Annotated in this window: 23 protein-coding genes; 14 read left to right on the plus strand and 9 right to left on the minus strand. The window is 65.6% G+C overall.

The window, feature by feature from the left end; translation table 11 throughout:
* From GCN75_RS13655 to cydX, 4 genes are all read left to right on the plus strand, one after another.
* On the plus strand, nucleotides 1–869 hold an 869-nt coding region (locus GCN75_RS13655; RefSeq protein WP_152283010.1), incomplete at its 5' end, for an ATP-binding cassette domain-containing protein.
* Between the two features lie 125 nt (nucleotides 870–994).
* Nucleotides 995–2,572, plus strand: coding sequence for a cytochrome ubiquinol oxidase subunit I (locus GCN75_RS13660; RefSeq protein WP_152283011.1), 1,578 nt, complete (start codon nucleotides 995–997; stop codon nucleotides 2,570–2,572).
* A gap of 13 nt (nucleotides 2,573–2,585) precedes the next feature.
* Nucleotides 2,586–3,740 (plus strand): cytochrome d ubiquinol oxidase subunit II, encoded by a 1,155-nt coding sequence (gene cydB / locus GCN75_RS13665; RefSeq protein WP_152283012.1) that lies wholly within the window; start codon nucleotides 2,586–2,588, stop codon nucleotides 3,738–3,740.
* Nucleotides 3,741–3,762: 22 nt separating this feature from the next.
* Nucleotides 3,763–3,888, plus strand: coding sequence for a cytochrome bd-I oxidase subunit CydX (cydX, locus tag GCN75_RS13670; protein WP_092712907.1), 126 nt, complete (start codon nucleotides 3,763–3,765; stop codon nucleotides 3,886–3,888).
* Between the two features lie 64 nt (nucleotides 3,889–3,952).
* On the opposite strand, the gene GCN75_RS13675 is transcribed toward cydX, so the two are convergent.
* Nucleotides 3,953–4,165: a hypothetical protein gene (locus GCN75_RS13675; RefSeq protein WP_152283013.1), complete on the minus strand. Its 213-nt coding sequence runs from the start codon at nucleotides 4,163–4,165 to the stop codon at nucleotides 3,953–3,955.
* Nucleotides 4,166–4,291: 126 nt separating this feature from the next.
* Nucleotides 4,292–4,471, minus strand: coding sequence for a hypothetical protein (locus GCN75_RS13680; RefSeq protein WP_152283014.1), 180 nt, complete (start codon nucleotides 4,469–4,471; stop codon nucleotides 4,292–4,294).
* Nucleotides 4,472–4,636: 165 nt separating this feature from the next.
* Here GCN75_RS13680 and GCN75_RS13685 point away from each other — a divergent pair, with 165 nt between their 5' ends.
* Entirely contained in the window at nucleotides 4,637–5,359 is a 723-nt protein-coding gene (locus GCN75_RS13685; RefSeq protein ID WP_152283015.1) for a hypothetical protein, read from the plus strand.
* Nucleotides 5,360–5,399: 40 nt separating this feature from the next.
* On the opposite strand, the gene GCN75_RS13690 is transcribed toward GCN75_RS13685, so the two are convergent.
* Together GCN75_RS13690 and GCN75_RS13695 are read right to left on the minus strand one after the other, a co-directional pair.
* On the minus strand, nucleotides 5,400–5,774 hold the full coding sequence (locus tag GCN75_RS13690; RefSeq protein ID WP_152283016.1) for a DUF1294 domain-containing protein: 375 nt from the start codon (nucleotides 5,772–5,774) through the stop codon (nucleotides 5,400–5,402).
* A gap of 59 nt (nucleotides 5,775–5,833) precedes the next feature.
* Nucleotides 5,834–6,400, minus strand: a complete 567-nt coding sequence (locus GCN75_RS13695; RefSeq protein ID WP_152283017.1) for a methylated-DNA--[protein]-cysteine S-methyltransferase — start codon at nucleotides 6,398–6,400, stop codon at nucleotides 5,834–5,836.
* 144 nt (nucleotides 6,401–6,544) lie between these two features.
* On the opposite strand from GCN75_RS13695, the gene GCN75_RS13700 reads away from it, so the two are divergent.
* Complete coding sequence (locus GCN75_RS13700; RefSeq protein WP_152283018.1) at nucleotides 6,545–7,306, plus strand: nucleotidyltransferase domain-containing protein; 762 nt, start codon at nucleotides 6,545–6,547, stop codon at nucleotides 7,304–7,306.
* Between the two features lie 23 nt (nucleotides 7,307–7,329).
* Here GCN75_RS13700 and GCN75_RS13705 read toward each other — a convergent pair whose 3' ends face one another.
* The gene (locus tag GCN75_RS13705; RefSeq protein ID WP_152283019.1) at nucleotides 7,330–9,570 is read right to left on the minus strand and encodes a TonB-dependent siderophore receptor; all 2,241 of its coding nucleotides are present in this window, start codon (nucleotides 9,568–9,570) and stop codon (nucleotides 7,330–7,332) included.
* Nucleotides 9,571–9,892: 322 nt separating this feature from the next.
* On the opposite strand from GCN75_RS13705, the gene GCN75_RS13710 reads away from it, so the two are divergent.
* Nucleotides 9,893–10,735: a hypothetical protein gene (locus GCN75_RS13710; protein ID WP_152283020.1), complete on the plus strand. Its 843-nt coding sequence runs from the start codon at nucleotides 9,893–9,895 to the stop codon at nucleotides 10,733–10,735.
* Between the two features lie 3 nt (nucleotides 10,736–10,738).
* Here GCN75_RS13710 and GCN75_RS13715 read toward each other — a convergent pair whose 3' ends face one another.
* From GCN75_RS13715 to GCN75_RS13725, 4 genes are all read right to left on the minus strand, one after another.
* Nucleotides 10,739–11,137, minus strand: a complete 399-nt coding sequence (locus GCN75_RS13715; protein ID WP_152283021.1) for a bacteriohemerythrin — start codon at nucleotides 11,135–11,137, stop codon at nucleotides 10,739–10,741.
* Between the two features lie 300 nt (nucleotides 11,138–11,437).
* A complete protein-coding gene (locus GCN75_RS29190) occupies nucleotides 11,438–11,593 on the minus strand; it encodes a hypothetical protein (protein ID WP_193316937.1) in 156 nt (51 codons plus the stop codon).
* 151 nt (nucleotides 11,594–11,744) lie between these two features.
* Entirely contained in the window at nucleotides 11,745–11,927 is a 183-nt protein-coding gene (locus GCN75_RS13720; RefSeq protein ID WP_152283022.1) for a hypothetical protein, read from the minus strand.
* A 136-nt stretch (nucleotides 11,928–12,063) separates the two neighbouring features.
* Nucleotides 12,064–14,595, minus strand: coding sequence for a PepSY domain-containing protein (locus GCN75_RS13725; RefSeq protein ID WP_152283023.1), 2,532 nt, complete (start codon nucleotides 14,593–14,595; stop codon nucleotides 12,064–12,066).
* Nucleotides 14,596–14,870: 275 nt separating this feature from the next.
* Between GCN75_RS13725 and GCN75_RS13730 the strand changes: the two genes are divergently transcribed.
* The 7 genes from GCN75_RS13730 to GCN75_RS13760 all read left to right on the plus strand — a co-directional run bounded on the left by GCN75_RS13730 (nucleotide 14,871) and on the right by GCN75_RS13760 (nucleotide 23,964).
* Nucleotides 14,871–15,383, plus strand: coding sequence for a sigma-70 family RNA polymerase sigma factor (locus GCN75_RS13730; protein ID WP_226941379.1), 513 nt, complete (start codon nucleotides 14,871–14,873; stop codon nucleotides 15,381–15,383).
* Nucleotides 15,384–15,396: 13 nt separating this feature from the next.
* Nucleotides 15,397–16,389 carry a FecR domain-containing protein gene (locus GCN75_RS13735; protein WP_152283025.1) on the plus strand — a complete coding sequence of 331 codons (993 nt, stop codon included), beginning with the start codon at nucleotides 15,397–15,399 and terminating at the stop codon, nucleotides 16,387–16,389.
* A 91-nt stretch (nucleotides 16,390–16,480) separates the two neighbouring features.
* Nucleotides 16,481–18,886, plus strand: coding sequence for a TonB-dependent siderophore receptor (locus tag GCN75_RS13740; protein ID WP_152283026.1), 2,406 nt, complete (start codon nucleotides 16,481–16,483; stop codon nucleotides 18,884–18,886).
* A 93-nt stretch (nucleotides 18,887–18,979) separates the two neighbouring features.
* Nucleotides 18,980–21,328, plus strand: a complete 2,349-nt coding sequence (locus GCN75_RS13745) for a TonB-dependent receptor (protein WP_152283027.1) — start codon at nucleotides 18,980–18,982, stop codon at nucleotides 21,326–21,328.
* Between the two features lie 133 nt (nucleotides 21,329–21,461).
* Entirely contained in the window at nucleotides 21,462–21,959 is a 498-nt protein-coding gene (locus GCN75_RS13750; protein ID WP_152283028.1) for a Fur family transcriptional regulator, read from the plus strand.
* A gap of 117 nt (nucleotides 21,960–22,076) precedes the next feature.
* Nucleotides 22,077–23,177 carry a branched-chain amino acid aminotransferase gene (locus GCN75_RS13755; RefSeq protein ID WP_152255176.1) on the plus strand — a complete coding sequence of 367 codons (1,101 nt, stop codon included), beginning with the start codon at nucleotides 22,077–22,079 and terminating at the stop codon, nucleotides 23,175–23,177.
* A gap of 70 nt (nucleotides 23,178–23,247) precedes the next feature.
* On the plus strand, nucleotides 23,248–23,964 hold the full coding sequence (locus GCN75_RS13760) for a ribonuclease T2 family protein (RefSeq protein ID WP_152283029.1): 717 nt from the start codon (nucleotides 23,248–23,250) through the stop codon (nucleotides 23,962–23,964).
* The last annotated feature ends 21 nt before the right edge of the window (nucleotides 23,965–23,985 follow it).

Here is a 23,985-nt window from a genome sequence, read left to right on the forward strand (position 1 = left end):
TAGTCGAACAAAATGGAAGAAGTGGCGGCAGCCCGCTGGCGGCCCTGGCCCTGCTGATCGCCCTGACGGCCGTGGAACCGTTTGCGGGACTGCGCCGCGGCGCGCTGGAAGCGGGGCGCATGCTGCTGGCCATGCGCCGCCTGGCGCCGCGCCTGGACAGCCAGGAACCGGTGCCGCTGCCGCCCGCCGACGCGGGAACGGGCTTGCGCCTGGACGCGGTCAGCGCCGCGCATGCGGGCAGCCAGACCGCCATCCTGCATGGCATTTCACTGCACGTCGCCGAGGGCGAGCGCGTGGCCTTGATCGGCCCCAGCGGCGCGGGCAAGTCCACCTTGCTGGCCATCGCCGCACGCGAGCTGGCGCCCCTGTCGGGAACGGTGGCCGCGCCGCGCGCCTGCCTGTTTACCCAGCAGACGGAATTGTTCCAGGACAGCCTGCGCGACAACCTGCGCCTGGCCGACCCCGCCGCCAGCGACGCGCGCCTGTGGGAAGCGCTGCAGGCGGCCGGCCTCGATGACGAAGTGCATGCGTTTGCGGGCGGCCTGGACACCATGCTGGGCGAGGGGGGACTGGGCCTGTCGGGCGGCCAGGCGCGGCGCCTGGCCCTGGCGCGGCTGTTCCTGCACGAATCGACCTTGTGGCTGCTGGACGAGGCCACCGAGGCGCTCAATGCGCAGACGGCGCTCGACGTGCTGCAGCGCCTGCGCGCCCGCTGCCACGGCCGTACCTTGCTGATCGCAACCCACTTGCGGCGCGAAGCGGCGCTGACGGACCGGCTGCTCAGCGTGCGCGATGGCCGCATCGTGGGCGACGCGCGCCGGGGCACACCCGCCTTCGAGACGGCCCTGGCAGGCTTGCGCGCAGATTAAGGAATGAAGAGAAAGACTGGAGACACAGGAGGTTCCGTCCGCCAGCGTGAGGGATGGAACCAATCGAACAGCATCAGATAGATACCAAGTTTACAATTACAGTAGGGAAACACCAAGGAAATCATATGGACTTCGATATTGTCGCTTTATCCAGACTGCAGTTCGCGCTGACAGCTCTGTACCACTTTATATTCGTTCCGCTGACGATAGGCCTGTCAGTGATCCTCGCCATCATGGAGACGGTCTACGTGATGACGAACCGTCCCATCTGGCGCGACATGACCAAGTTCTGGGGTGTCTTGTTCGGCATCAACTTCGCCATGGGCGTGGCGACGGGCATCGTCATGGAATTCCAGTTCGGCATGAACTGGAGCTATTACAGCCATTATGTGGGCGACATCTTCGGCGCACCGCTGGCCATCGAGGGCTTGATGGCCTTCTTCCTGGAAGCGACCTTCGTGGGCCTGTTCTTCTTCGGCTGGGACAAGCTGTCGAAGCGGGGCCACCTGATCACGACCTGGCTGGTGGCCATCGGCTCGAACTTCTCGGCCCTGTGGATCCTGATCGCCAACGGCTGGATGCAAAATCCCGTCGGCGCGGCCTTCAATCCGCAGACCATGCGCATGGAAGTGACGGACTTCGGCGCCGTGCTGACGAATCCCGTGGCACAGGCGAAATTCGTGCACACGGTGTCGGCCGGCTATACGGCGGCGGCAATCTTCGTGCTGGGTATTTCCGCTTGGTATCTGCTGAAGGGCCGCCACGTGCAGCTGGCCAAGCGCTCGATGACGGTGGCGGCCTCGTTCGGCCTGGCCGCGACGCTGTCGGTGGTGGTGCTGGGCGATGAAAGCGGCTACCTGTCGTCCGAACACCAGAAGATGAAGCTGGCCGCCATCGAAGCCATGTGGACCACGGAGCCGGCGCCTGCCGCCTTCACGGCCATCGGCTTCCCCGACGCGAAGGCGCGCGAGACGCATTACGCCGTGCACATCCCGATGGTGATGGGCTTGATCGGCACGCGTTCGCTGACGACGGAAATTCCCGGCATCGAGCAGCTGGTCGACCGTGGCGAGCTGCTGATCCAGGATGGCATCAAGGCGTATGACGCGCTGCAGACCATCCGCAGCGTGGCGCCGGGCAGCCCCGTGCCGCAAGAGGCGAAGGACGTGTTCGAGTCGAAAGGCCAGTCCATGGGCTATGCCCTGCTGCTGAAACGCTATGTCGACGATCCGCGCCAGGCCACGCCCGAGCAGATCCGCAAGGCCGCGCTCGATACCGTGCCGCCCGTGGGGCCCCTGTTCTGGTCCTTCCGCGTAATGGTGGGCCTGGGCATGTTCTTCATCCTGCTCACTGGCACGTTCTTCGTGCTGTCGACGCGCCGCACCCTGGACAAGCACCGCTGGCTGCTGAAGCTGGCCGTGTTCGCCATCCCGCTGCCGTGGGTGGCGATTGAAGCGGGCTGGATCGTGGCCGAAGTGGGCCGCCAGCCGTGGGTGATCGAAGGCGTGCTGCCGACGGCCGTGGCCGTCTCGAATCTGGGCGCGACCACCTTGCTCATTACCATCGCCGGCTTTGCCGCCATCTACACCGTGCTGTTGATTATCGAAATGAAGCTCATGCTCAAGGCCATCCGCAAGGGGCCGGAAGAGACGGCGCCGGCCCCCGTGCCAGCGGCTGCAGCCATTCGTACTCAACGCGCCTAAGGAGGGCCAGACCATGATTTTGCATGAAATGATTTCTTACGAAACACTGCGCCTGATCTGGTGGCTGCTGATCGGCATCCTGCTGGTGGGCTTTGCCATCACGGACGGCTTTGACCTGGGCACGGGCATCCTGCTGCCGTTTGCGGGCAAGACGGACCTCGAGCGCAGGGTCATCATCAACAGCATCGGTCCCGTGTGGGAAGGCAACCAGGTGTGGCTGATCCTTGGCGGCGGCGCCATCTTTGCCGCCTGGCCGCAGCTGTACGCCGTGTCGTTCTCGGGCTTTTACCTGGCCATGTTCGTCATCCTGGTGGCGCTGATCGTGCGTCCCGTGGCCTTCAAGTTCCGCAGCAAGCGCGAAGATCCCCGCTGGCGCGCCCGCTGGGACGCGGCCCTGTTCGTGGGCGGCTTCGTGCCGGCCCTGATCTGCGGCGTGGCCATCGGCAATGTGCTGCAAGGCGTGCCGTTCCGTTTCTCTTCGGACATGCACATCTTCTATGACGGCAGCTTCTTTGCGCTGCTCAACCCGTTCGCGCTGCTGTGCGGCCTGGTGTCGGTGGCCATGCTGGTGATGCACGGCGCCACCTGGCTGCAGGTGAAAACGGACGGTGCCGTGGCGGAACGTTCGCGCCGCTACGGCAGCGTGGCGGCGATCGCGACGGTCGTGCTGTATGCGCTGGCCGGCGTGGCCCTGTGGCTGTGGGTCGATGGCTACCGCGTCACCAGCGCCGTCGTCGTCGACGGTCCGTCGAACCCGATGCTGAAAACGGCGGAGGTCCACGTCGGCGCCTGGTTCCTCAACTTTGCCGCCCATCCCTGGACCTGGATCGCCCCAGCCGTGGGCTTGCTGGGCCCCTTGCTGGCGTTTGCCCTGCTGCGCGCGCGCCGCGAAGTGCCTGCCCTGGTCGCCAGCGCGGCCAGCATCGCCGGCATCATCCTCAGCGTGGGCGCGGCCATGTTCCCGTTCATCCTGCCTTCGTCGATCGACCCGCGCGCCAGCCTGACGGTGTGGGATTCCTCGTCCAGCCACATGACCCTGTTCATCATGCTGGTCGTCACGGCCGTCTTCATCCCCCTCATCGTGGCTTACACGACCTGGGTATATAAAGTGCTGTGGGGCAAAGTTGACGGCAAGGCCATTGCGGACGAAAGCGGTCACGCCTACTAAGAATTTACGAAAGGATATAACTATGTGGTATTTCGCCTGGATACTGGGTCTTCCGCTGGCGGCGACGTTCGCCGTGCTCAACGCGATGTGGTATGAAATTGCCGATGGCGACACGACGCCCGAGCAATACCGCGACACGCCCAACTAGGCGCGCGTCGGCTTGACCGGCCCCGCCCCGTGCAGCTGCACCGGGCGGGGTTTTTTGCTTTTGGTCAAAGCAGGATGAATTCGCCGCGGATGCGCAGCTTCATGCCGCGCGGCGCGTCGGCGCCCGCCGCCACGGCCCAGGCCGTGATCCATTGCGCACAGCGTGCGCGCTCGGCTGCATCGTGCAAGCGTTGCAGGCGCGCATCGGCCTGGTCGATGCGCTGGGCCAGGTACAGGCGCTGGTCCAGGGGATCCGTCTTTTTGCTGTAGTGCTGCATGGCGTTTCCTTTCCGCGTAGTAACTTCGTTCGGTCATGGCATAGCCATGTACGCACGGGCGGGGCGGCCGGATTCAGTTTCAGGAAAAAAAGAAGCCACCGCAACGGTGGCTGGTGGAACGCGGTTTCAGGAGTGGGCCTTGGGCGCCGGCTTCGGGGTGGCGATGGCGATGGGATCGCTGGCCGGGAAGCTTTCCTTGAGCGCTTCATCAAGCGCTTGCTCGGCATGGCTTTCGCTGGCCGGCGTGGGCGAATCGCGCTCGGGCGGCGGGGCGGGCGTGGTGGCGGCGTTGGTGCTCGAATGCATGATGATCCCCTTGCGGTGGTGCGCCAGGCGGCCGGAATGGCCATGGCGCGGGCTGCTGCTTCCAGCCTAGCACATTGCGCCAGAAAGGCGCGCCAGATGCGCCTGCCGCAGGCGCTGCGCGCGGCGTCTGCTACACTGCGCTCCACTTTTAGCTACGGACTTGCCATGACTTCCCTTTCTTTGCCGTACCGCGCCACCGCCCTTGAAGCCTGTGCCTGGCTGGCGCAACAGACGGGCACGCCGTGGACCCTGGCGCGCCTGCTGGAGCAGGGCGGCTTGCCGTATGTGTGGCTCGACTACAGCGAGCAATGGGCCGAGCTGTTCCATGATGGCGTGACGCGCTATGCGGCGCCCGTCGTGTTCATCGGCGACAAGCAGCACCTGGCCTCGGGCGCCGGCGACGTCTGGCTGCGCTTGACGCGCGACTCGGGCAATATCGCCATCGAACTGAAGGCGCCGGGGCTGCGCGTGCCGCTGGACGGCTTGCATTTCCAGGAACGCGATCTGTTGCGTTTGCTCAAGGAGCTGCAGCATCCGCAGCCGGACGCATCCACTGAAGAAAAAGCGGCGCCCGTGGTCTTGCCAAGCGCACTGAAGGGCCTGGGGCGCGAACAGATTCTGATTGCCTTTGCGGGCGTGGGCAAGGTCGACCTGGAGCAGGGCATGGCGGCTGGCGTGGGCATCTTCGGCGACGATGGCGCCCGCGTGCGCAAGAATTCACGTGGCGGCAAGAACAGCCATCTGTGGCATCCCGTCACCCTGGCGTTCGGCTTGCACGATGTGCACCGCGTGCCGATGGCGCACCTGAAGAAGGCGTTTGCCACGCAGCCCCTGCTGCGCGAATGGAAGGCGGACTGGCTGGAATCGCTGCGCCTGCTGGGCGAGTAAGCCGCCGGGCCGGGCGGCGTCGCGCCGCGCTGGGTTCCTCCTACAGCTCGATGGGCGCCACCTCGGTGCCGATGTCGGGCGCCGCGTAATGCATGCTGAAATACACGAAAGCGGCGAGATTGATGGCCACCGTGATCCAGAACACGATGCGGAACGAGCGCTTGCTGGACTTGTGGCGCAGCCATTGCTGGGCCAGCACGGCACCTGGCCAGCCGCAGAGCAGTCCCAGCAGCAGCAAGGTGCGTTCCGACGTGCGCCAGCGTCCCCCTTTTGCGGCGGACTTGTCGATCGCATAGGCGACGAAACAGCTGAGGCTCAGCACGCCATACACGAGGGCGACGAGGGCGGGGAGGTGGAAAAAGAAGGTGGCCAGCAAATACAGCACGACAAAGAACAGGATGGCAAGGTAGGGCATAGGATGTGTAAGCTTGAGCGAAGGGCGTGAGTATCCCACAAGGGGCACGATGCCGCTGCTTAGAATAAACAGCCTTGCGCCGTGTCAATCTGCACGGCGCGGCGGCGGGCGTGGCCCGTCTTCAGCGCTTCGCGGTCGCTGGACAGGGAAATGCCTTCCAGCGCCAGTAAAATTTCCTTGGCGTGCAGGCCGCCCGCAAAGCCCGTCAATTCGCCCGTGGCGCCGATGACCCGGTGGCAGGGGGCGATGATGGAAATGGGATTCTTGCCGTTGGCGGCGCCCACGGCGCGCACGGCGGCGGGACGGCCGATCTGGCGCGCGATCTCGCCATAGCTGCGCGTCTGGCCGTACGGTATCGTCAGCAGCGCCCGCCAGACTTCCTGCTGGAATGGCGTGCCGGCAAAATCGAGCGGCACCTCAAAACGCTGGCGCGTGCCGGCAAAATACTCGCGCAGCTGGCGCGCCGTTTCCTGCAGCACGGCGCAGCCGTCATCGACGCGCATCTCACCCAGGCGCACGCGGTTCGGCTTGTCGTTTTCCCACAGGATGGCGGCCAGCGCCGCCCCGCGCGCCACCAGGGTCAGCTCGCCCACGGGCGAGGGCATTACGCTACAAACGGTTTCCATTGCTGTTCCTTGACCACGCCGCCGCGGCGAACGCCGTACTAGATGAAGAGAGTGAGATAGCGCCAGTTTAGCAGGATGGCGGGGCGCATGGCAGCCGCATGCACATTGCGGGTAGGATAGTGTTTTTTTTACGGAGAACCGGCCTTGACGACGATCCCCACCTATGACGCCATCCGCGCGATTGCCGCGCGGCTGGTGCGGCAGCAGCATCCCACGGCCGTGGCGGCCATCATCGGCGGCTCGTTCGCCACGGGCCGGCAGACGGCCAGTTCCGATATCGACTTGCTGCTGCTGTTCGACCATGTCGATTGCGCCTGGCGCGACACGCTCGTGGCCGAAGGACGCACGGTGGAAGTGTTCGGACACGACCTGGCCACGTTTACGTATTTTTGCAAGGAAATCGATGCGCCCGGCGGCAAGGTGCCGCTGGCAACGATGGTGGTGGAAGGGGAAAACATTCTCCCGGCCGGCGACGCCTATGCCCGGCTGCATTGGCTGGCGCACGCCATCGACCGTGCGGGGCCGCCCGTGCTGGACGTGGAAAACCTGCAGCGGCGCCGCTACGCCATCACCACCGCGCTGGAAGACCTGGTCGACAGCACGCACCCGGGCGAGGCGCTGGCCGTCGCCTGCCAGCTGTACGAAGCGCTGGCCGACCTGCACTTGCGCGCGGCCGGCCAGTGGAGCGGCGGCGGCAAGCACCTGTTCCGCCGCCTGCAGGCATGCGACGCCGCCATCGCCGCCCAGCTGGACGGGGCGATGCGCCTGGCCGCCAGCGACTTGCCCGCCGGCCAGCGCGCGTTCGCAGACGTCACCGCCGCCGTGCTGGCGCCCGTGGGCGGCCCCTTGCTCGATGGCTTTACGCTGCCGGCGCCCGCACATTGGCGCAGCGCGCCGGCGGGCTGACGCGCGGCAGCAGGCTAGCAGGCTTAAAACGCCGTGCGCACGGTCACGCTGATGTTGCGCGGTTCGCCCCAGAAGACGCCGTCGAAGAAGCCCACGTTGCGGTAGTACTTTTTATCGAGCAGGTTGTTGACGTTCAGCTGCACGCTGGCGTGCTTGCCCAGCGCATAGCTGGCCATGGCGTTGACCAGCGCGTAGCCGGCCTGCGGGATGTTGGTGATGTCGCCCGAGGGCGGGCGGCCGTACCACGATTCGCTGTAGGTGGCGCTTTGCGCCGTCATGCTGGCGCCCGCCTTCAGGCCTGCCAGCCGGCCATCGAAACGGTAGCTGGTGGCCAGGCGCAGCAGGTGGCGCGGCTGCGTGGTGGCGGCGCGGCGGCCATCGGCCTCGGCCGCGTGCAGATAGGTGTAGCCGCCGCTCGCTTCCCAGGCGGGCGTGAGCTGGCCGGAGACGTCGAATTCCACGCCCTTGGCCGTCACGCCCGTGCCGTTGGCCACCATGGCCTGGCCGCCGTCGGGCAGCAGGAAGCCGGGCGGCACCGTGCGGTCCAGTTCCGCCAGGTTCTTTTTCTTCGTGTGGAACAGGGCAGCCGACGCGTTCAGCTTGCCTTCATAGAACTCGCCCTTGATGCCCAGTTCCGCATTGTCGCCCGTTTCCGGCGCCAGGAACTTGTTGTTGCGGTCCTTGCTCGTTTGCGGGTTGAACAGCTGCGTGAAGCTGGCGTAGGCCGAATACTGCTTGTTGATGTCGAACACGGCGCCCACATACGGCGTCACTTCATTGCGCGTTTCCGCAAAGTCGCTGTTGTCCGTGTGCACGCCGCGCGTATCGTAGTTGCGCGTGTCCGTGCGGTAGGTGCTGCTGCGCGCGCCGATGATCACGTGCAGCGGGTCGGCCAGGCTCAGGCGCGTGGCCACATAGCCGCCCGCCAGGCGCGTGACGGTTTCCGTGCGCGAACCGTCCGGGTGGAACACGGGGCGGGGGATGTTGCCCGTCCAGCTGCGGTAATCGGGCAGGAAGTTCGGGTAGTTGATTTCCGCTTCGCCGCCCAGCGAACGGGCGCGCTGGTTGCCGCCGTTCCAGCCGGCGATGGCCGTATGCTTGCGCCCCAGCAAGGTGAACGGGCCGCTGGCGTAGACGTCGAAGTTGTCGCCCGTGGTCTTGCCTGCGCCATAGGCGCCCGTCCACAGGAACATGCCTGTGCCCGTTGCCGGGTCGGGATGGCCGCCGCCCGCGTAGGCGACGGTGGTGCGGTTCGTGCTTTCCGTGCGCGCATAGCCGAGGTGCATATTCCAGTTGCCGGGCAGGCGCTGGTCCACCGACGCGAATACCGTGTGCTGCTGGTTGCCCCAAGTGCTCCACGGCGTCGAGAGGCTGGTGTTGCGCGGCAGCTTGGCCAGGCTGCCATCCGCATTCCAGTACGGCACGGCGCCCCAGGTGGCGCCTGTGGGCGTGTTGTCCTGGTAATCGACGCCGGCCGTCAGCAGGGTGCCGGGACGCAAGTCCGCCTCGACGATGACCATGCCGACCGTCTTGCGTTCGTGATACATGTCCAGGTAGGAATCGCGTTCCTGCCACGCCAGGGCCGTGCGCGCGCGCACGCTGCCATCGGCGTTCAGCGGCAGGGACAGGTCGGCCTCGACGCGCTGGTCATCCCAGCGGCCCATGATGAGGCCGGCGCTGGCCTGGAATTCCTTCGTGGGACGCTTGCGTATCATGTTGATGGTGGCAGACGGGTCGCCCTTGCCGCCCATCAAGCCCGTGGCGCCGCGCACGACTTCGATGCGGTCGTACAAAATCGTGTCTTGCAGCGGCGCATTGCCGCCGCGCGCCATGCCGTCGATCTGGATATTGTCGATGCCGAAGCCGCGCGCATAGAACCGCGTGCGCTCCGTGTCGTTCTGGCCTACCTGGATGCCCGTCGTTTGCGCCAGCGCCTGGTCCAGGCGCACGGCGCCCAGGTCGTCGAGCAGCTGGCGCGTGATGACGCTGACCGATTGCGGCGTTTCGCGCAAGGACAGGTCCATGCGCGTGGCGCTGCGCGCTTCGCCGGCCGTGTACGACTGCGTGCCTTCCGTCGCCGCCGTCGACTGGCCCAGGATGGTGATGGCCGGCATGGTCACGGCGCTGTCGCTTGCTGCCGTATCGGCGGCCTGTGCCGGCAGGGCCACGCCGGCGGCAAGGGTCAGCAGGGCGAGTTGCAGCAGATGGGGGAGGGGGCGCAAGGCGGGCTGGCGCGAAGAAGAGGGTACTGTCGTCGATTGCATCGTTTTCCTGGAGTCTTTTCGTTGTGTTTTCCTATCTCGTCTGGCAGGGCGCGCAGTAGCTGGGGGGATGGCATGACGCTGGCCCGGGGTCTGGCTTGGATAGCAGTTCCACCGCAAGGCCCGGCGCGTCGGGCAGTGGAAAAGAAGGGCGCGCGATTCCCGTCACTTTCGTGAATAAGAATCATTATCAATATAAGTGGTATTTGCCAAATAATCAAGCGCGCGCACCAAAAGAGTGCGTGCAGGTCAGGGGCGGCGCATCGCCTGGCCTTCTGCGATAATACAGGCGCTGACCAAATATTTTCCTTATTGAAAGAAATGCATGCGTACATGGATCGCCTGTGCCGGATGGTTGTGTGTCGTGTCGCTGGGCCAGGCCCAGGAACACGCGCCGCCGCCGGCTGTTCCCGCGCCGCTGCAGAGCGCCAGCGCACCGCCCGCCGCCGATGCTGGCGCGCCTGCCACACCCGCGGCGCCCGCGGCACCAGCTTCCGCAGGGGAGGCGTCGCCGCCGCAAACGGTGACGATCACCGGCAGCAGCGACGCCAAGGCGCCGCGCGTGCGCTTCACGGCTTACCGCGACAGTTATCTGACGGCCAGGAAAGTGTGGCAAGTGTCGAGCGGCAGCGTGGTCATGGCCCTGCGCCTGATTCCGGCCAAGCTGAGCGCCACCATCGACGATGTGCGCGTGGCCTTGCAAGGCAATGGCGCCCCCATGCCGATCAAGGTGTCCGACGGCGGCGTGTTTGTCGTGCCCCTCAACGAGGACATCGCCGCGCAGGATGGCACCTTCCTGGTGAACAAGAGCCGGGGCGAGCTGACGGCCAATATCGTCCTCCAGCCGTCGGTGGCGCGCGACGCGTGGAACGTCACGCGCGTGGGGCAGGTCTTGCAGGATGCCCGGCGCGCCGTGCGGGCCATCACGCCATGGTACAAGCGGCCGTTTGCCAGCGACGTGCAATCGCTGGCCTTTTGCGCGTCCGAGCGGGGCAGCGCCCTGCATCTGGTCGATGGCGAGCAGCTGATCGCCACCCTGCCCATGAACGAGCCGGCCGTCAACGACATCAACCAGCCCGTGTTTTGCAAGATTTTCGACGGCGAAGACAAATACCCGGGACACTACCGCGTCGTCCTGCCTGAGCAGGCGACGGTGCTGCTGCTGTAGAAGCTAGTTGGGCTGGCGCTGCACCATTTCCAGCGCGGCCGCCAGGGCCAGGTCCATGGTGGCCTGGTGGAAGATCAGCCATTGCGGCAGCAGCGACAGCGCATGGCGCCCCTGTGCCAGGTCGCCTTCATCGACGGCGGCCCAGGCATGGTGCAAGCCGCTGAGCACGCGCGCGTGCTGTTCGCGGTGGTTGGCCAGCGAGGGAAAACCGATTTCCTCCATCAAATCCTCTTCCTCGCGGAAATCGCGTTCGACGGCCGCAATCAGTTCGCGGAACGCCACGCTGAAGTGCTGGTCGCTCAACTGCCCCAGCCGCGCCAGCTCCTGAAACAGCGCCTCATGCGCCTCGTCGATGGCGGGAACGCCCAGCGCCATCTCATCCTTCCAATGCGATTTACCCATGCCGATGCTCCCGGTTAAGTCCGTCACGGTGCGAAGCGGACTGTTCCAGTGTGGGCGCAGCGAAGGTGGAAATCCATGATCTGGATCAAAAGTACGGCGAAGGGGGGACGGAAGGCAACGCGAAAAAAGCAAAGAAGATAAGGGAACAAATCCCCACCCGCTACAAAGCGGTGTTCATCGATGCGACGTGTTACCGAGCGCCGCTGAAAAACGCCGCTGGCAAGGCGCCGTGCCGAAGGCAGTACGAATGTACGACGAGGCACGGCAACGCCGCCAGCGGTGTTTTCTCAGCCGCGCGTCTTATTGCTTGGGCCAGTGGGCCCACATGCCCTGCGCATCGACATTCGGTACTTGCAACTGCTGCACGGCCGACGTCAGCATCGCATCGCGCAGCACGAGGGGCGCAAGCATCAAGGCCGACAGGGCAAGGCACAGCAGCACTTTGAGCGTCAACATGGTCGTCTCCCGGTGTCCCGGCGGCGGCGCGGGGATGCGGCGCCTGCCGGTCACTTACTTATGTACTACCATGCTTGCAGTTTAGTTCATCTGATTGAAACTTCAACTAGTTGCTGTGATGCACTGCACCAGCCGGTGGCCGTGGCCGCGCCTATTTTGCCTTGCGGCTGCGGCGCGGCTTGCCCGCGGCGGGCAGGAAGGAATCGAACCACACTTGCGTCACGCCGGTATTCTTTGCCGCTTCGCGCTTGACGGCGGCCGTGGCGTGGCCGCGCGCCGTGTTGGCGATGCGGTTGGCGGCGCTCAGGTACATGCTCATCCAGGGGTTTTTCATGGGGGGCCTCGCAGACGGTGGGTGGGGCGGCGGGCAGGTTGCCGTGCCGCCATGCCCCCACTCTAGTCCGATGGCTGGCCCCGACCGTGCGCCTGCCCACATAGCGGGGCAGTGCAGCGGACAGGGCTGATGTGCCTCAATACACGTCGCGGCGGTAGCGTCCGGCTGCCAGCAGGGCGTCGAGTCCTTCCTGGCCCAGCACTTCTTGCAGCACAGCATCGATTCCTGCGGCCATGCCTTGCAGGCTGCCGCACACGTAGACGATGGCGCCCTGCGCCAGCCAGTCGCGCAAATCGCCGGCCTGGTCGCGCAGGCGGTCCTGCACGTATCGCTGTGTTCCGCCATCGCGCGAAAAGACGCGGTCCAGGCGCGCCAGGTGGCCATCGGCCAGCCAGGCGTCCAGCTCGGCGCCGCAGATGCTGTCCACGGCATGCTGGCGCTCGCCGAACAGCAGCCAGTTGCGCGCCAGTCCCGCCCGCTGGCGTGCGCGCAGGTGCGCGCGCAGGCCCGCCAGGCCGGAACCGTTGCCGATATAAATGCAGGGCACGTCGACCAGGGCAGGCGCGAAGGCGGGATTGGCTTGCAGGCGCAGGCGGATGGGGCTGTCCAGCGGGGCGAAGCGCGTGAGCCAGCCCGAACAGATGCCATAGCCCAGGTTTTCGCCGCCCGCATGGCGTTCCTGGCGCACCAGCAACTGCAATTCGCCATCCGATGGCAGCGAAGCGAGCGAGTAGCTGCGCGGCGCATGCTGTGCGCCATGCGCGTCGCCATCGCTGCCGTCCGCGTTGCACGCGATGATTTCCGCCAGCGCGCCCGCTTCCCAGTCCGTCCCGGCCGGGCCCGTCAATGTGATTTCATGCAATTCTCCGCCCAGGCTGCCCGGGTTGAGCAGCACGCGGCGCGCCAGGCGCCACTCGGCATACGAGGCTTGTTCCTGCACGCCGATGGCGTCGATGGCGCTGCCGCTGCAGCGGGCCAGCGCCTTGGACCAGTCGGCCAGGGCGGCGGGGTCGTGCTTGTCCACCTCGATCAGGGGGAACAGGGGCGTGGCGCCCAGCGCGCGCAGCTGCCGTTCCAGCGCATGGCCGAAGCCGCAGAACGCGCTGTAATGGCGGTCGCCCAGGGCCAGCATGCCCACTTCCAGGCCTGCCAGCGGCGTGCCGGAGGTCGCTTGCAGCAGGCGCGCGAAGCGGCGCGTGCCGTCCGGCGCCTCGCCTTCGCCAAAGGTGCTGGCGACGATCAGCGCCCGTTCGTACTGGCGCAATTGCGCGGGATCGAAGCGGTCCAGCGACTGCACGTCGACGGCCACGCCTGCCTGTTGCAGGGCGCGCGCACTTTCCAGCGCCAGGCGCTCGGCCTGGCCCGACTGGCTGGCGTAGGCCACCAGGGTGGGCAAGCCCGTGTTCGCCTGGCCCGGCGCGCCGGCGCCCAGCATGGCGCGCTGCGCCTGCACGGCCCGCTTTGCCTTGCGGCGGCCCAGGTACAGCATCCAGCCCGTGATGGCGAACAGGGGCAGGCCCAGGCTGGCCAGGGTGACGATGATGCGCCCCGGCAAGCCGAAATACGTGCCCATGTGCAGCGGATAAATGATGTTGACGAGGCGGGAACCCAGGCCCTGCTGGCTGTACGGCTCGTTTTCCGTGACCGCGCCGTCGGCCGGTGCAATCGACAGGCGGCTGCGCGCCCGCTCGTGCGGTGCGTCGCTGGCCAGCCACGTGAATTGCACGGCTTCGCCGGGGCGCGTCGGCAGGCGCACGCTGGCCAGGGTCCAGCCGGCCGCGTGCTGCTGGAAGCTGGTCCAGGCCAGGCCGATGTCGACGGCCGGCGCTTCCTGCTTCTGCCTGGCCGGTCCCTTCTTGCCCGGGGCCTGCGCCACGCGCGGGGGCTTGCCGGCCCAGGCGTCGATATTGTCGCGCACCACGTCATAGCTCCAGTAGATGCCCGTCAAGGTCAGCGCCACGTAGACCACCAGGCACCAGGTGCCGGCCACGGCGTGCAGATTCCACAAAAAGGAGCGGCCCTTCAGCGCGGGATCGAAGGTCAGCCAGGTGCGCCAGTCCAGCGGACGGCGGGGCCAGCGCAGATACAGGCCCGACAGCGCCAGGCCCAGCAGGCACAGGGCCAGCGCGCCCGCCACTTGACGGCCCGGGTCGCGGGGCAGCAGCAGCCAGCGGTGCAGCGATTCCGTCCATTCGAAAAATTCCGCGCCCGCCAGCGCGGGCTGGGTGGCGCCCGTGTACGGGTGCACATAGACCGATTCGCCGCGCCGCTGGCCGTTTTTCGGCGCGAAGAACAGGCGCGGTGCGGCCCCCGCCTGCGCATACATGGTGATGGAGGCTACGCGCTGGCCGTGTTCAGCGGCGGCAATGTTGCTCAGCTGGCCAGGCGTCAGCGGCGCGCGGCTTTCCACGGCCACATGGCGCACGCCGGGATTCATCACATCGAGCAATTCATCCTTGAACGCCAGGGTGGCGCCGCTCAGGCCGATGATCACCAGCACCGTGCCGGCCGTGATGCCGATGAACCAGTGCAATTGAAACCAGACCTGCTTCCAGCTCCAGTGCCAGCGCCGTTGCGGCGGGGCGGCGGCAGGCTGGCGCTGCTGGATGGTATCCGGCGTTTCGTCGGCGCTGGCCCGCGGCAGGGGCAAGGAAGGGGAGGTCGTCATGAATCGGCTTTCGATAGCGCCGCCATGCAGGGCGTCAGGCATGGCAGGTAGATAGGAGGCTGGTATAGTATCGCAAACGAGAATCATTCGCAAATGATGGCGTCAGCTTTTTGTGGTGAAAAATTGCCACGAAACGTCAAAATGATGACATTGATAATTTACATCGCCGTCAAATTATGTGAAAATGAAAATCATTCTCATTCGTGATCATGCGTTTTCGATACCGGCTGACCCACTTGGCAGGCAAGTTTGGCAGCCCCTTTGCTTGTTTGCCCGTGTCCACCATTTCTCCCTCCCTCGATATCTTTAGCGACCTGTATTCCAGCCACCATGGCTGGCTGGTCAACAGCCTGTGGCGCAAGCTGGGCTGCCGCGACGGTGCGGCGGACCTGGCGCAAGACACTTTCGTGCGCATGCTGGCCACGCAATCGGCCGACAGCCTGCGCGAGCCGCGCGCCTACCTGAGCACGGTCGCCAATGGCTTGCTGGTCAACCACTGGCGCCGCCTGACCCTGGAGCGCACCTTCCTGGCAGCCCTGGCCAGCCGTCCCGAAATGACGGCGCCATCGCCCGAAGAGCGGGCACTCGTGGTCGAAACCCTGTGCCGCATCGACGCCATGCTCGATACCCTGTCGCCGCGCGCGCGCCAGGCCTTCCTGCTGGCGCAGCTCGACGGCCTGACGTATGCGCAGATCGCCGTCCAGCTGGACGTCTCCGAACGCATGGTGAAGAAATACATGGTGCAAGCCATGCTGCAATGCATGCTGTGCATGGACGATGCCGCCTGATCCAGGCTCTGGCATGCCGCCAGCCGACTACGCCATCCTGCAGGAAGCGGCAGAATGGTTTGCCGTGCTGCGCGCCGACGATGCCGGTCCTGCCGACCAGCAAGCCTGGGAGCGCTGGCATGCCAGCTCGTCCGCCCACCGCGCCGCCTGGCGCAGGGTGGAAGCCGTCAGCGCCGAATTTCGCCAGGTGCCGGCGCAACCGGCGCGCGAGGCGCTTGACGCTGCCGGTTCCCGCGAGGCGCAAGCGCGCCGCCGCGCCGTCGTCAAGGGTTTGCTGGCGCTGTGCCTGACCACTGGCACGGGGGGCGCCGTGCTGCTGCGGCGCGATACGCGCAGCTGGGTCGCCAGCCTGAATGCGGGCGAAAAAACGGCGGTGGGCGCCATCCGCCAGCTGGCGCTGGCCGACGGCTCGCAGCTGTGGCTGAACACGGCCACCGCCCTCGACCTCGATTACAGCCCCGGCCTGCGCCGCATCGCGCTGCATGGCGGGGAAATCTATCTCGCCACGGCCCGCGACAGCCAGCAGCCGGCGCGGCCGCTGGTGGTCGACACGGTCCACGGCCGCCTGCGCGCGCTGGGCACGCGTTTCAGCGTGCAGCCGCAGGACGGCGCCACCCTGCTGGCCGTCTACGAGGGCAGCGTCGAGGTGGCGCCCCGCGATGGCGGCGCGCCGCGCATCGTGCCGGCCGGCCGGCAAGTGCGCTTTGGCGACGGCTTCATCGGTGAGCCCTTCGCCGCCGACCCGAACGGGGCCGCCTGGATCGAATACCGCTTGCAGCCCGAGCAGATGCGGCTCGATGATTTCCTTGCGCAACTGTCGCGCTACCGGCGCGGCCACCTGGGCTGCGCGCCCGAAGTGGCGCACTTGCGCCTGGTGGGCAGCTACCCGCTGGCCGATACGGACCGCATCCTGGCGGCGCTGGAAGCGACCTTGCCCGTGAAAATCAATCGCCTGCATGACTGGTGGGTCACGGTGGAAGCCCAGCCGCCGCAGTCAAAACAGTAAATAAGAATATTTCTCAAAAAGTGGTTCCCTTTTTGAAAAGTTGTTTGGCAAGGTAGAAGTAGCCTGCTCAACAAGACAATAAAGGAAATCCGTGCCGCTGTTCCCGTCCCGCCTGCCGTTTGCCCGCCGCCTGCTGCCGTTGTCCCTGGCCGCAGCGCTGCTGGCCATGCCTGCCATGTATGCGATGGCAGCGGCGGCCGGGGATGCGCCGCGCAGCTTCCGCATCGCCGCCGCGCCGCTGGGCCAGGCCCTGCGCCAGTTCGCCGGGCAGGCGGGGATCTTGCTGTCGGCCGAAGGCAGCTTGACGCAGGGCAAACGCAGCGGCGGCTTGAACGGGACCTTGTCGATTCCCCAGGGCTTGCAGCAATTGCTGGCGGGGACGGGTCTCGTGGCCGTGCAATTGCCGGACGGAAGTTATATCGTGCGTCTGGCGCCGCCGCCCGTGCGCGCCGACCTCGATGGCGTGGGCGCGGGCTTGCAGGTGCTGGCGCCCGTCACCGTGCAGGGCAGCGGCGACGATGGCTACCGCCGCCTCGGCTCGTCCGCTGCCAGCCGCAACGACACGGCCCTGCATGACACGCCGCAGGCCGTCAGCGTGGTAAGCCGCGAATTGATACGCGACCAGGACATGCGCACCTTGGCCGACGCCATGCGCTACATGCCCGGCGTGGGCACGGCCGCAGGCGAGGGCAACCGCGATACGGCCGTGATGCGCGGCAACAGCTCGACCTCGGATTTTTACCTGGACGGCATGCGCGACGACGTGCAGTACTACCGCGATTTCTACAATATCGAAGCGGTCGAGGCCATCAAGGGACCGAACGCCCTGGTCTTCGGCCATGGCGGCGGCGGTGGCGTGATCAACCGGACCACCAAGCAGCCGCAGTGGGTCGATGGGGGCGAAGCAACGCTGAGCCTGGGCGTCTGGCGCAACGGGCGCGCCGCCATCGATCTGCAACAGGTCGTGGGCAGCGACGTGGCCGTGCGGATCAACGCCATGGCGGAAAACAGCGGCTCTTTTCGCCAGGGCGTCAAAGTGCGCCGCAGCGCCGTCAATCCCGTCGTGGCCTGGCGCCTGTCGCCGCGCACCTCGGTGCAAGCCAGCTATGAACATTTCCGCGACGACCGCGTGACGGACCGGGGCCTGCCTTCGTACCGGGGCCGGCCGTTCGACACGGATCCGTCGACGTTTTTCGGCATCGCCGGCAGCAGCCCGTCGTGGGCCTACATCGACGCGCTGGGCGTGAGCGTCGAACATGCGTTCGCCGGCGGCGCGGTCTTGCGCAACCGCACGCGCCTGGCCGATTACGACAAGCTGTACCAGAATGCCTTTCCCGGCCCCGTCAGCGCGGATGGCGCCAGCGTGACGGTGCTGGCGTACAACAGCGCCACCCGGCGGCGCAACCTGTTCAACCAGACGGACGTGGAGTGGACGGTGACGGCCGGGGTCGTGCAGCACCGCCTGACGGCAGGCGGGGAACTGGGCCGACAGACGACGGACAATCTGCGCAACACCGGTTATTTCACGACCCTGGGCGAGGGCGTCACGCACATCAGCCTGCCCACATCGCAGCCCGTGACGGACTTGCCCGTGACCTTCCACCCCAGCGCCACGGATGCCGACAACCATGGCGTGGCCGACACGGCCGCCCTGTACCTGCAGGATCAGGTCCGCTTCAGCCCGCGCTGGCAGGCGATTGCCGGCCTGCGCTACGAGCGCTTTGCCGTCGATTTCCTCAACCGCCGCAATGGCGCGCGCATTGCCCGCACGGATGCGCCGTGGTCGCCGCGCGCGGCCCTGATCTATCAGCCCGTGCCGGCCCTGTCGCTGTATGCGAGCGTCAGCCAGTCGTTCCTGCCGCGCGCGGGAGAGCAACTGGCGTCATTGACGCCCAGCAATGCCGTGTTCGAACCTGAGCGTTTTCGCAACGTGGAAGCGGGCGTGAAATGGGACGCCACGGCGGACCTGTCGGCCAGCGCGGCCCTGTACCGTTTGGCGCGCAGCAAGGTTGCCGTCACCGATCCGAACGACGCCACGCGGGCCGTGCTGGTCGATGGCCAGCGCAGCGAGGGGCTGGAACTGGAAGTCAAGGGCAAGGTCCAACCTGGGTGGAGCATCGCGGGCGGCTATGCGTGGCAGCGGGCCGTGCTGACGGCCACGCAATCTGCCTCGGCACTGGAAGGCGCCACGGTGGCACATGTGCCCCGGCACAGCCTGTCGCTGTGGAACCGCTACGATTTTTCGCCCGCCTGGGGCGCGGCGCTGGGCATCATTGCCCGCAGCGCCGTGTATGCGTCCGTGTCGAATACGGTGGCGCTGCCGGGATTTGCCCGCGCCGATGGCGCGCTCTACTTCAAGCCCCAGGAAAAATTTCAGCTGCAGCTGAACGTGGAAAACCTGTTCAACAGAAAATATTTTGCCTCCGCCCACAGCAACGACAACATCGCGCCCGGCTCGCCCCGGGCGTTGCGCATGACGGCGCTGTGGCGGTTCTAGTTTTGTCGTACCCAAGCAATCAACGAGCCAGCCAGGCGCCACGGCGCAGTAGCCAGCCATAATTTAATCCATCCGATAGAGTGAAAGATAGCGATGACATTGAAAGACCAAGCGGGCGCCGCCAAGCCGGCCGCCATCATCCGCAGCCGCAAGCACCAGACCGCCGCCGCGCCCCGCATGCACGGCACGGCCCTGGCCGCGTTCGCCACCCTGGCCATGCCGCTGGCGCTGCACGCGCAAACGGTGGACAAGCCGCAGCAGTTGCAAGAAGTCAAGGTCGTGGGCACGGCTGACCGCCTGATCCAGGCGCCCGTCAAATCGGCCAACGACAAGCTGACGGCGCCGCTGCTGGACACGCCGAAATCCGTGACGGTGATTCCCGCCGAAATCATTTCGCAAACGGGCGCCGTCTCGCTGACGGATGCGCTGCGCACCGTGCCGGGCATCACCATCGGCGCCGGCGAAGGGGGCAATCCCGTGGGCGACAATCTGTTCATCCGCGGCTACAACGCGCAAACGGATACGTATATCGACGGCATCCGCGACACGGGTTCCCAATCGCGTGAAATCTTTGCGCTGGAACAAATCGAAGTCGTCAAGGGCCCGAACTCGGCCTACGGCGGACGCTCGTCCGCAGGCGGCGGCGTCAACCTGATCAGCAAGACGCCGAAGGCGGAAGATTTCACCAACGCCACCGTGGGCCTGGGCAGCGCCAAGTACCGCCGCGCCACGGCCGACGTCAACCGCGTCATCAGCGACGACGTGGCCGTGCGCCTGAACGTGATGGCGCACGACGCCCACGTGGCCGGCCGCGATTACATCAATGGCGACCGCTGGGGCATCGCGCCATCGATCACCTTCGGCCTGAAGTCGGCCACGCAAGCCACCCTCAGCTACTACCACATGCAGTCGAGCGAGTTGCCCGATACCGGCTTGCCGTTCAACAACCCGTTCTCTTCCGGCGCCAATGTGTCGAAAAACGGCAACGGCACGCCCGTCAACGTGCCGCGCGAAACCTTCTATGGCCTGGTCAACCGCGACTTCCGCGACACGCAGAGCGATATCGGCACCATCGACGTGCGCCACGATTTCGGCAATAAATTGATTTTGCGCAACGTGACCCGTTACGGCAAAACCAGCAACGACTACGTGTGGACCCAGCCCGACGATTCCAAGGGTAATACCATGCTGTACGGCACCGTCTGGCGCCGCGCCAACACGCGCACGACCGATACGGATGCACTGGCCAATGCGACCAGCCTGGGCGGCGAATTCCTGGCCGGCGGCGTGAAGCACACCTACACCGTGGGCCTGGAAATCAGCCGCGAGGAAACGGACCGCAGCTCTTATCTGTTCAGCCCGGGGACCAACAACCCGCTGGAAAAAGTCGGCACCAATTGCCCGACCTACGGCGCGGCCACCCTGTACAACTGCGCACCGTTGCTCAACCCGAACGCCAACGACCCATGGGTCTACACGCGCACGGTGTCGCCGGCCCGCACGAACATCGTCACCAACACCCGTTCCGTGTACGGTTTCGACACCATCGAGTTCACGCCGCAATGGCTGCTCAACGTGGGCATCCGCTGGGATGACTACAAGAGTTCGCTGAACACGCCGCAATACACGCTCGACGGCAAGACCACCGCCGCCACCAGCGCCAATGTGCACGCCACGTTCGCCAGCTACCAGGCGGGCCTCGTCTACAAGCCATCGACCAACAGCAGCGTATATGTGTCGTACGGCACCTCGTCCACGCCACCGGGCAATGACGGCGGCGACGGCATCGACGGCTTGACGGTCGCCATCCAGAACCTGAAGCCGCAAGAAAGCAAGAGCTTCGAGCTGGGCACGAAATGGGAAGTGCTGCCGGGTGGCCGCCTGTCCGTGAGCGGCGCCTATTTCCAGAGCGACATGAGCAATGCGCGCGTGACGGCACCGGACGGCAGCACGCAAAACGTGGGCGACAAGCAAGTCAAGGGTATCGAGCTGGGCTTGAGCGGCAATATCACCAAGGAATGGTCGGTGTTTGGCGGCTACACGCACCTGAACGCCATCGTGGAAAACAATGGCTACACCAATACGGGCACGACGGCTGTGCCCGTGTATGCGCCATCGCCGTACAACGGAAACCAGTTCCCCACCACGCCGAAAAACAGCGCCTCGCTGTGGACGTCCTACCTGGTCACGCCTGCCATCACGGTGGGCGGCGGCGTGAACTACGTCGATAAGGTCTATGCCAACGTGGCCAACAACAAATACGCGCCGGCCTACACGCGTTTCGACGCCATGGCCAGCTACGTGGTCAGCCGCAACGTGACCCTGCAGCTGAATATCCAGAACCTGACGAACAAGCTGTATTTCGACAAGGTTTCCTCGCCGCATTACGCTGGCGTGGCTCCTGGCCGTTCCGCAACCCTGACGGCCAACATGAAGTTCTGATGTTCGCCCGTTTGAGCTAGCGCAAGGCGCCGTCCCGGCAGAGTGGGGCGGCGCCTTTTTTCATTTTCCGGTTCCCTTTTTGCGGTTTCGCTTGGCAAGGTAGGAAGAGCTGAACGCACAAGCGGAGAATCCCATGCAAGACATTCCATACCAGGGCGATGGCCGCGTTTTCGACAGCCTGCGCGCCGTGCGCCTGCGCCCGACCAGCGCGCGCATCTGCATCTTGCAGGTGCTGACCGGCACGCAGCGGCAAGCGATGAATGCGGAAAGCATTTATCAGCAACTGCTGCACATCGGCATTGCCGTCAGCCTGGGCACGATATACCGCGTGCTCAAGGAAATGGAGCAGGCGGGCTTGCTGCTGCGCGAGCGCGAAGCGAGTGCCAGCGGCAACAAGGCGCGCTATCTGATCAAGCCCGAGCGGGTGGCGGCGGACAGCTGCTACCTCGTGTGCCGCGTATGCGAACGCAGCGTGCTGGTGCAGGATGCGCCGCTGGTGGAGCAGCTGCGCCAGGCGGCGGCCGTGCACGGCATGGAAATCGGCGCCAACGTGCTGTCCGTGCAGATGCGCTGCAGCCAGTGCGCCGAGGACGCGCAGGCAGGGCGGGGCAGGGCGCTGCGGGCCGGCTGACGGCCCGGCTTTTGATGCGGCGCAACAAGGGGCGCCGGCCCATCCGCCTCCTCGCCGGGCGGATTAGGCGCTACAATAGGGAATCTCTTTATTCTCCCTGACTCGTCTTCTGCTGCCATGACCACTTCCACACCGAATCTCGTCGTCACCCCATCCGCCCACCCCCTGTCCGACGCCGAGCGCGCCGCGCGCATGGTCAATCCCGCTTTCGGCCGCATCTTCACCGACCACATGGTGGTGATTCCTTACCGCGACGGCAAGTGGCAGCAGGGCGAACTGAAAGCCTACGGCCCGCTGATGCTGGACCCGTCCGCCTCGTCCCTGCACTACGGCCAGGCCATCTTCGAAGGCTATAAAGCGTTTGCCCAGCCCGATGGCAGCATCAAGACGTTCCGTCCAGAACAGAACGCGGAACGCTTCAACCGCAGCGCCGCGCGCCTGGCCATGCCGGCCATCCCTGTCGAGCTGTTCCTGGAAGCGGGCGATGCGCTCATTTCGCAAGACCGCAACTGGGTGCCGAAGAACACGGGCGAGAGCCTGTACATGCGTCCGCTGATGATCGCCACCGATCCTTACCTGGGCGTGCGTCCTTCGGAAGAATACCTGTTCGTGCTGTTCGCCTCGCCGGCCGGCGCCTACTTCCCGAAAGGCGTGAAACCCGTCACCGTGTGGATCAGCGAAGATTTTGTGCGCGCCGCACCGGGCGGCACGGGCGAAGCCAAGTGCGCGGGCAACTACGCGGCCAGCCTGATGGCCCAGTCGCAAGCGCAAGAGAAGGGCTGCGACCAGGTCGTGTGGCTGGACGCCGTGCACCGCGAGTTCATCGAGGAAATGGGCGGCATGAATCTGTTCTTCGTGTACAAGGATGGCGACAAGGTCACCGTCGTGACGCCGGAATTGACGGGCACCCTGCTGCCAGGCATCACCCGCCGCAGCCTGCTGGAAATGGCGAAAGACCTGGGCTATGCGACGGAAGAGCGTAAATTGTCCGTCCAGCAATGGCGCGACGATATCGCCTCGGGCCGCATGACCGAAGTGTTCGCCTGCGGCACGGCCGCCGTCATCACGCCCGTGGGCGTGGCCAAGGCCAATGGCTTTGAAATGACCATCAACAACAATGAAAACGGCGCCGTCACCCTGGCCCTGCGCGAAGCACTGCTGGGCTTGCAGCATGGCACGGCACCGGACACGCACGGCTGGATGCACACCGTTTGCTAATTTGATGGTGTAATTTCCATACCGCGCCGGCACCCAGTTGCCGGCGTTTTTATATCTTGAAGGAAACTCGATGAAAATCCGCTCCGTCTTGCCCGCGCTGGCCGCCGTGTTCCTCAGCCTGTCTGCCGGCGCCGTCCACGCGGCCGACGCCACGTGCGCCATTCCCCGCAATGTCAGCTACTACGATTACGACGTCAAGCCGTCGGACGAGAAAAACACGTGCTACAAGCAAAGCACGAACGTGCCCACCGACTACTTCATGCTGGCGCTGTCGTGGTCGCCCGGCTTTTGCGACAGCCAGCGCCGCCGTGGCGAAGTATCGAAGAAAGCCGCCTTCCAGTGCGCCGAGAGCAACCACTTCGGCTGGATCGTGCATGGCTTGTGGGCGCAATCGGACAATCCGGCCACCTGCGAAGATATTTCCGTCACGCCCCCGCGCAAGACGGAACTGCATCCGCGCTATTGCAAGGGCAATCTGCCGAAGCTGGCGCCAGCTGAGATCCTGCCCTACATGTGCATGCAGCCGGGCGAAGCCTTGCTGCAGGGCGAGTGGGAAAAACATGGCGCCTGCGATTTCGATTCGGCCAAGCAGTATTTCGAGAAAGAGCGCGAACTGTTCCAGGCCTTGAAGTTGCCGGACACCACCATGCCGAAAAACGAGCTGTTCCAGTGGATGAAGCAGCATAACCCGCAGCTGAAAGGCCGCTGGCTCGGCTATGAAAAGCACTCGGGCGAACTGCGCATCTGCTACTCGAAAGATTTCAAGGTTATCGATTGCAAGAAATAAAACTCGCGTAATCATCCGATA

The sequence above is a fragment of the Janthinobacterium violaceinigrum genome (genome assembly GCF_009208555.1).
Taxonomy (GTDB): Bacteria; Pseudomonadota; Gammaproteobacteria; order Burkholderiales; family Burkholderiaceae_D; genus Janthinobacterium; species Janthinobacterium violaceinigrum.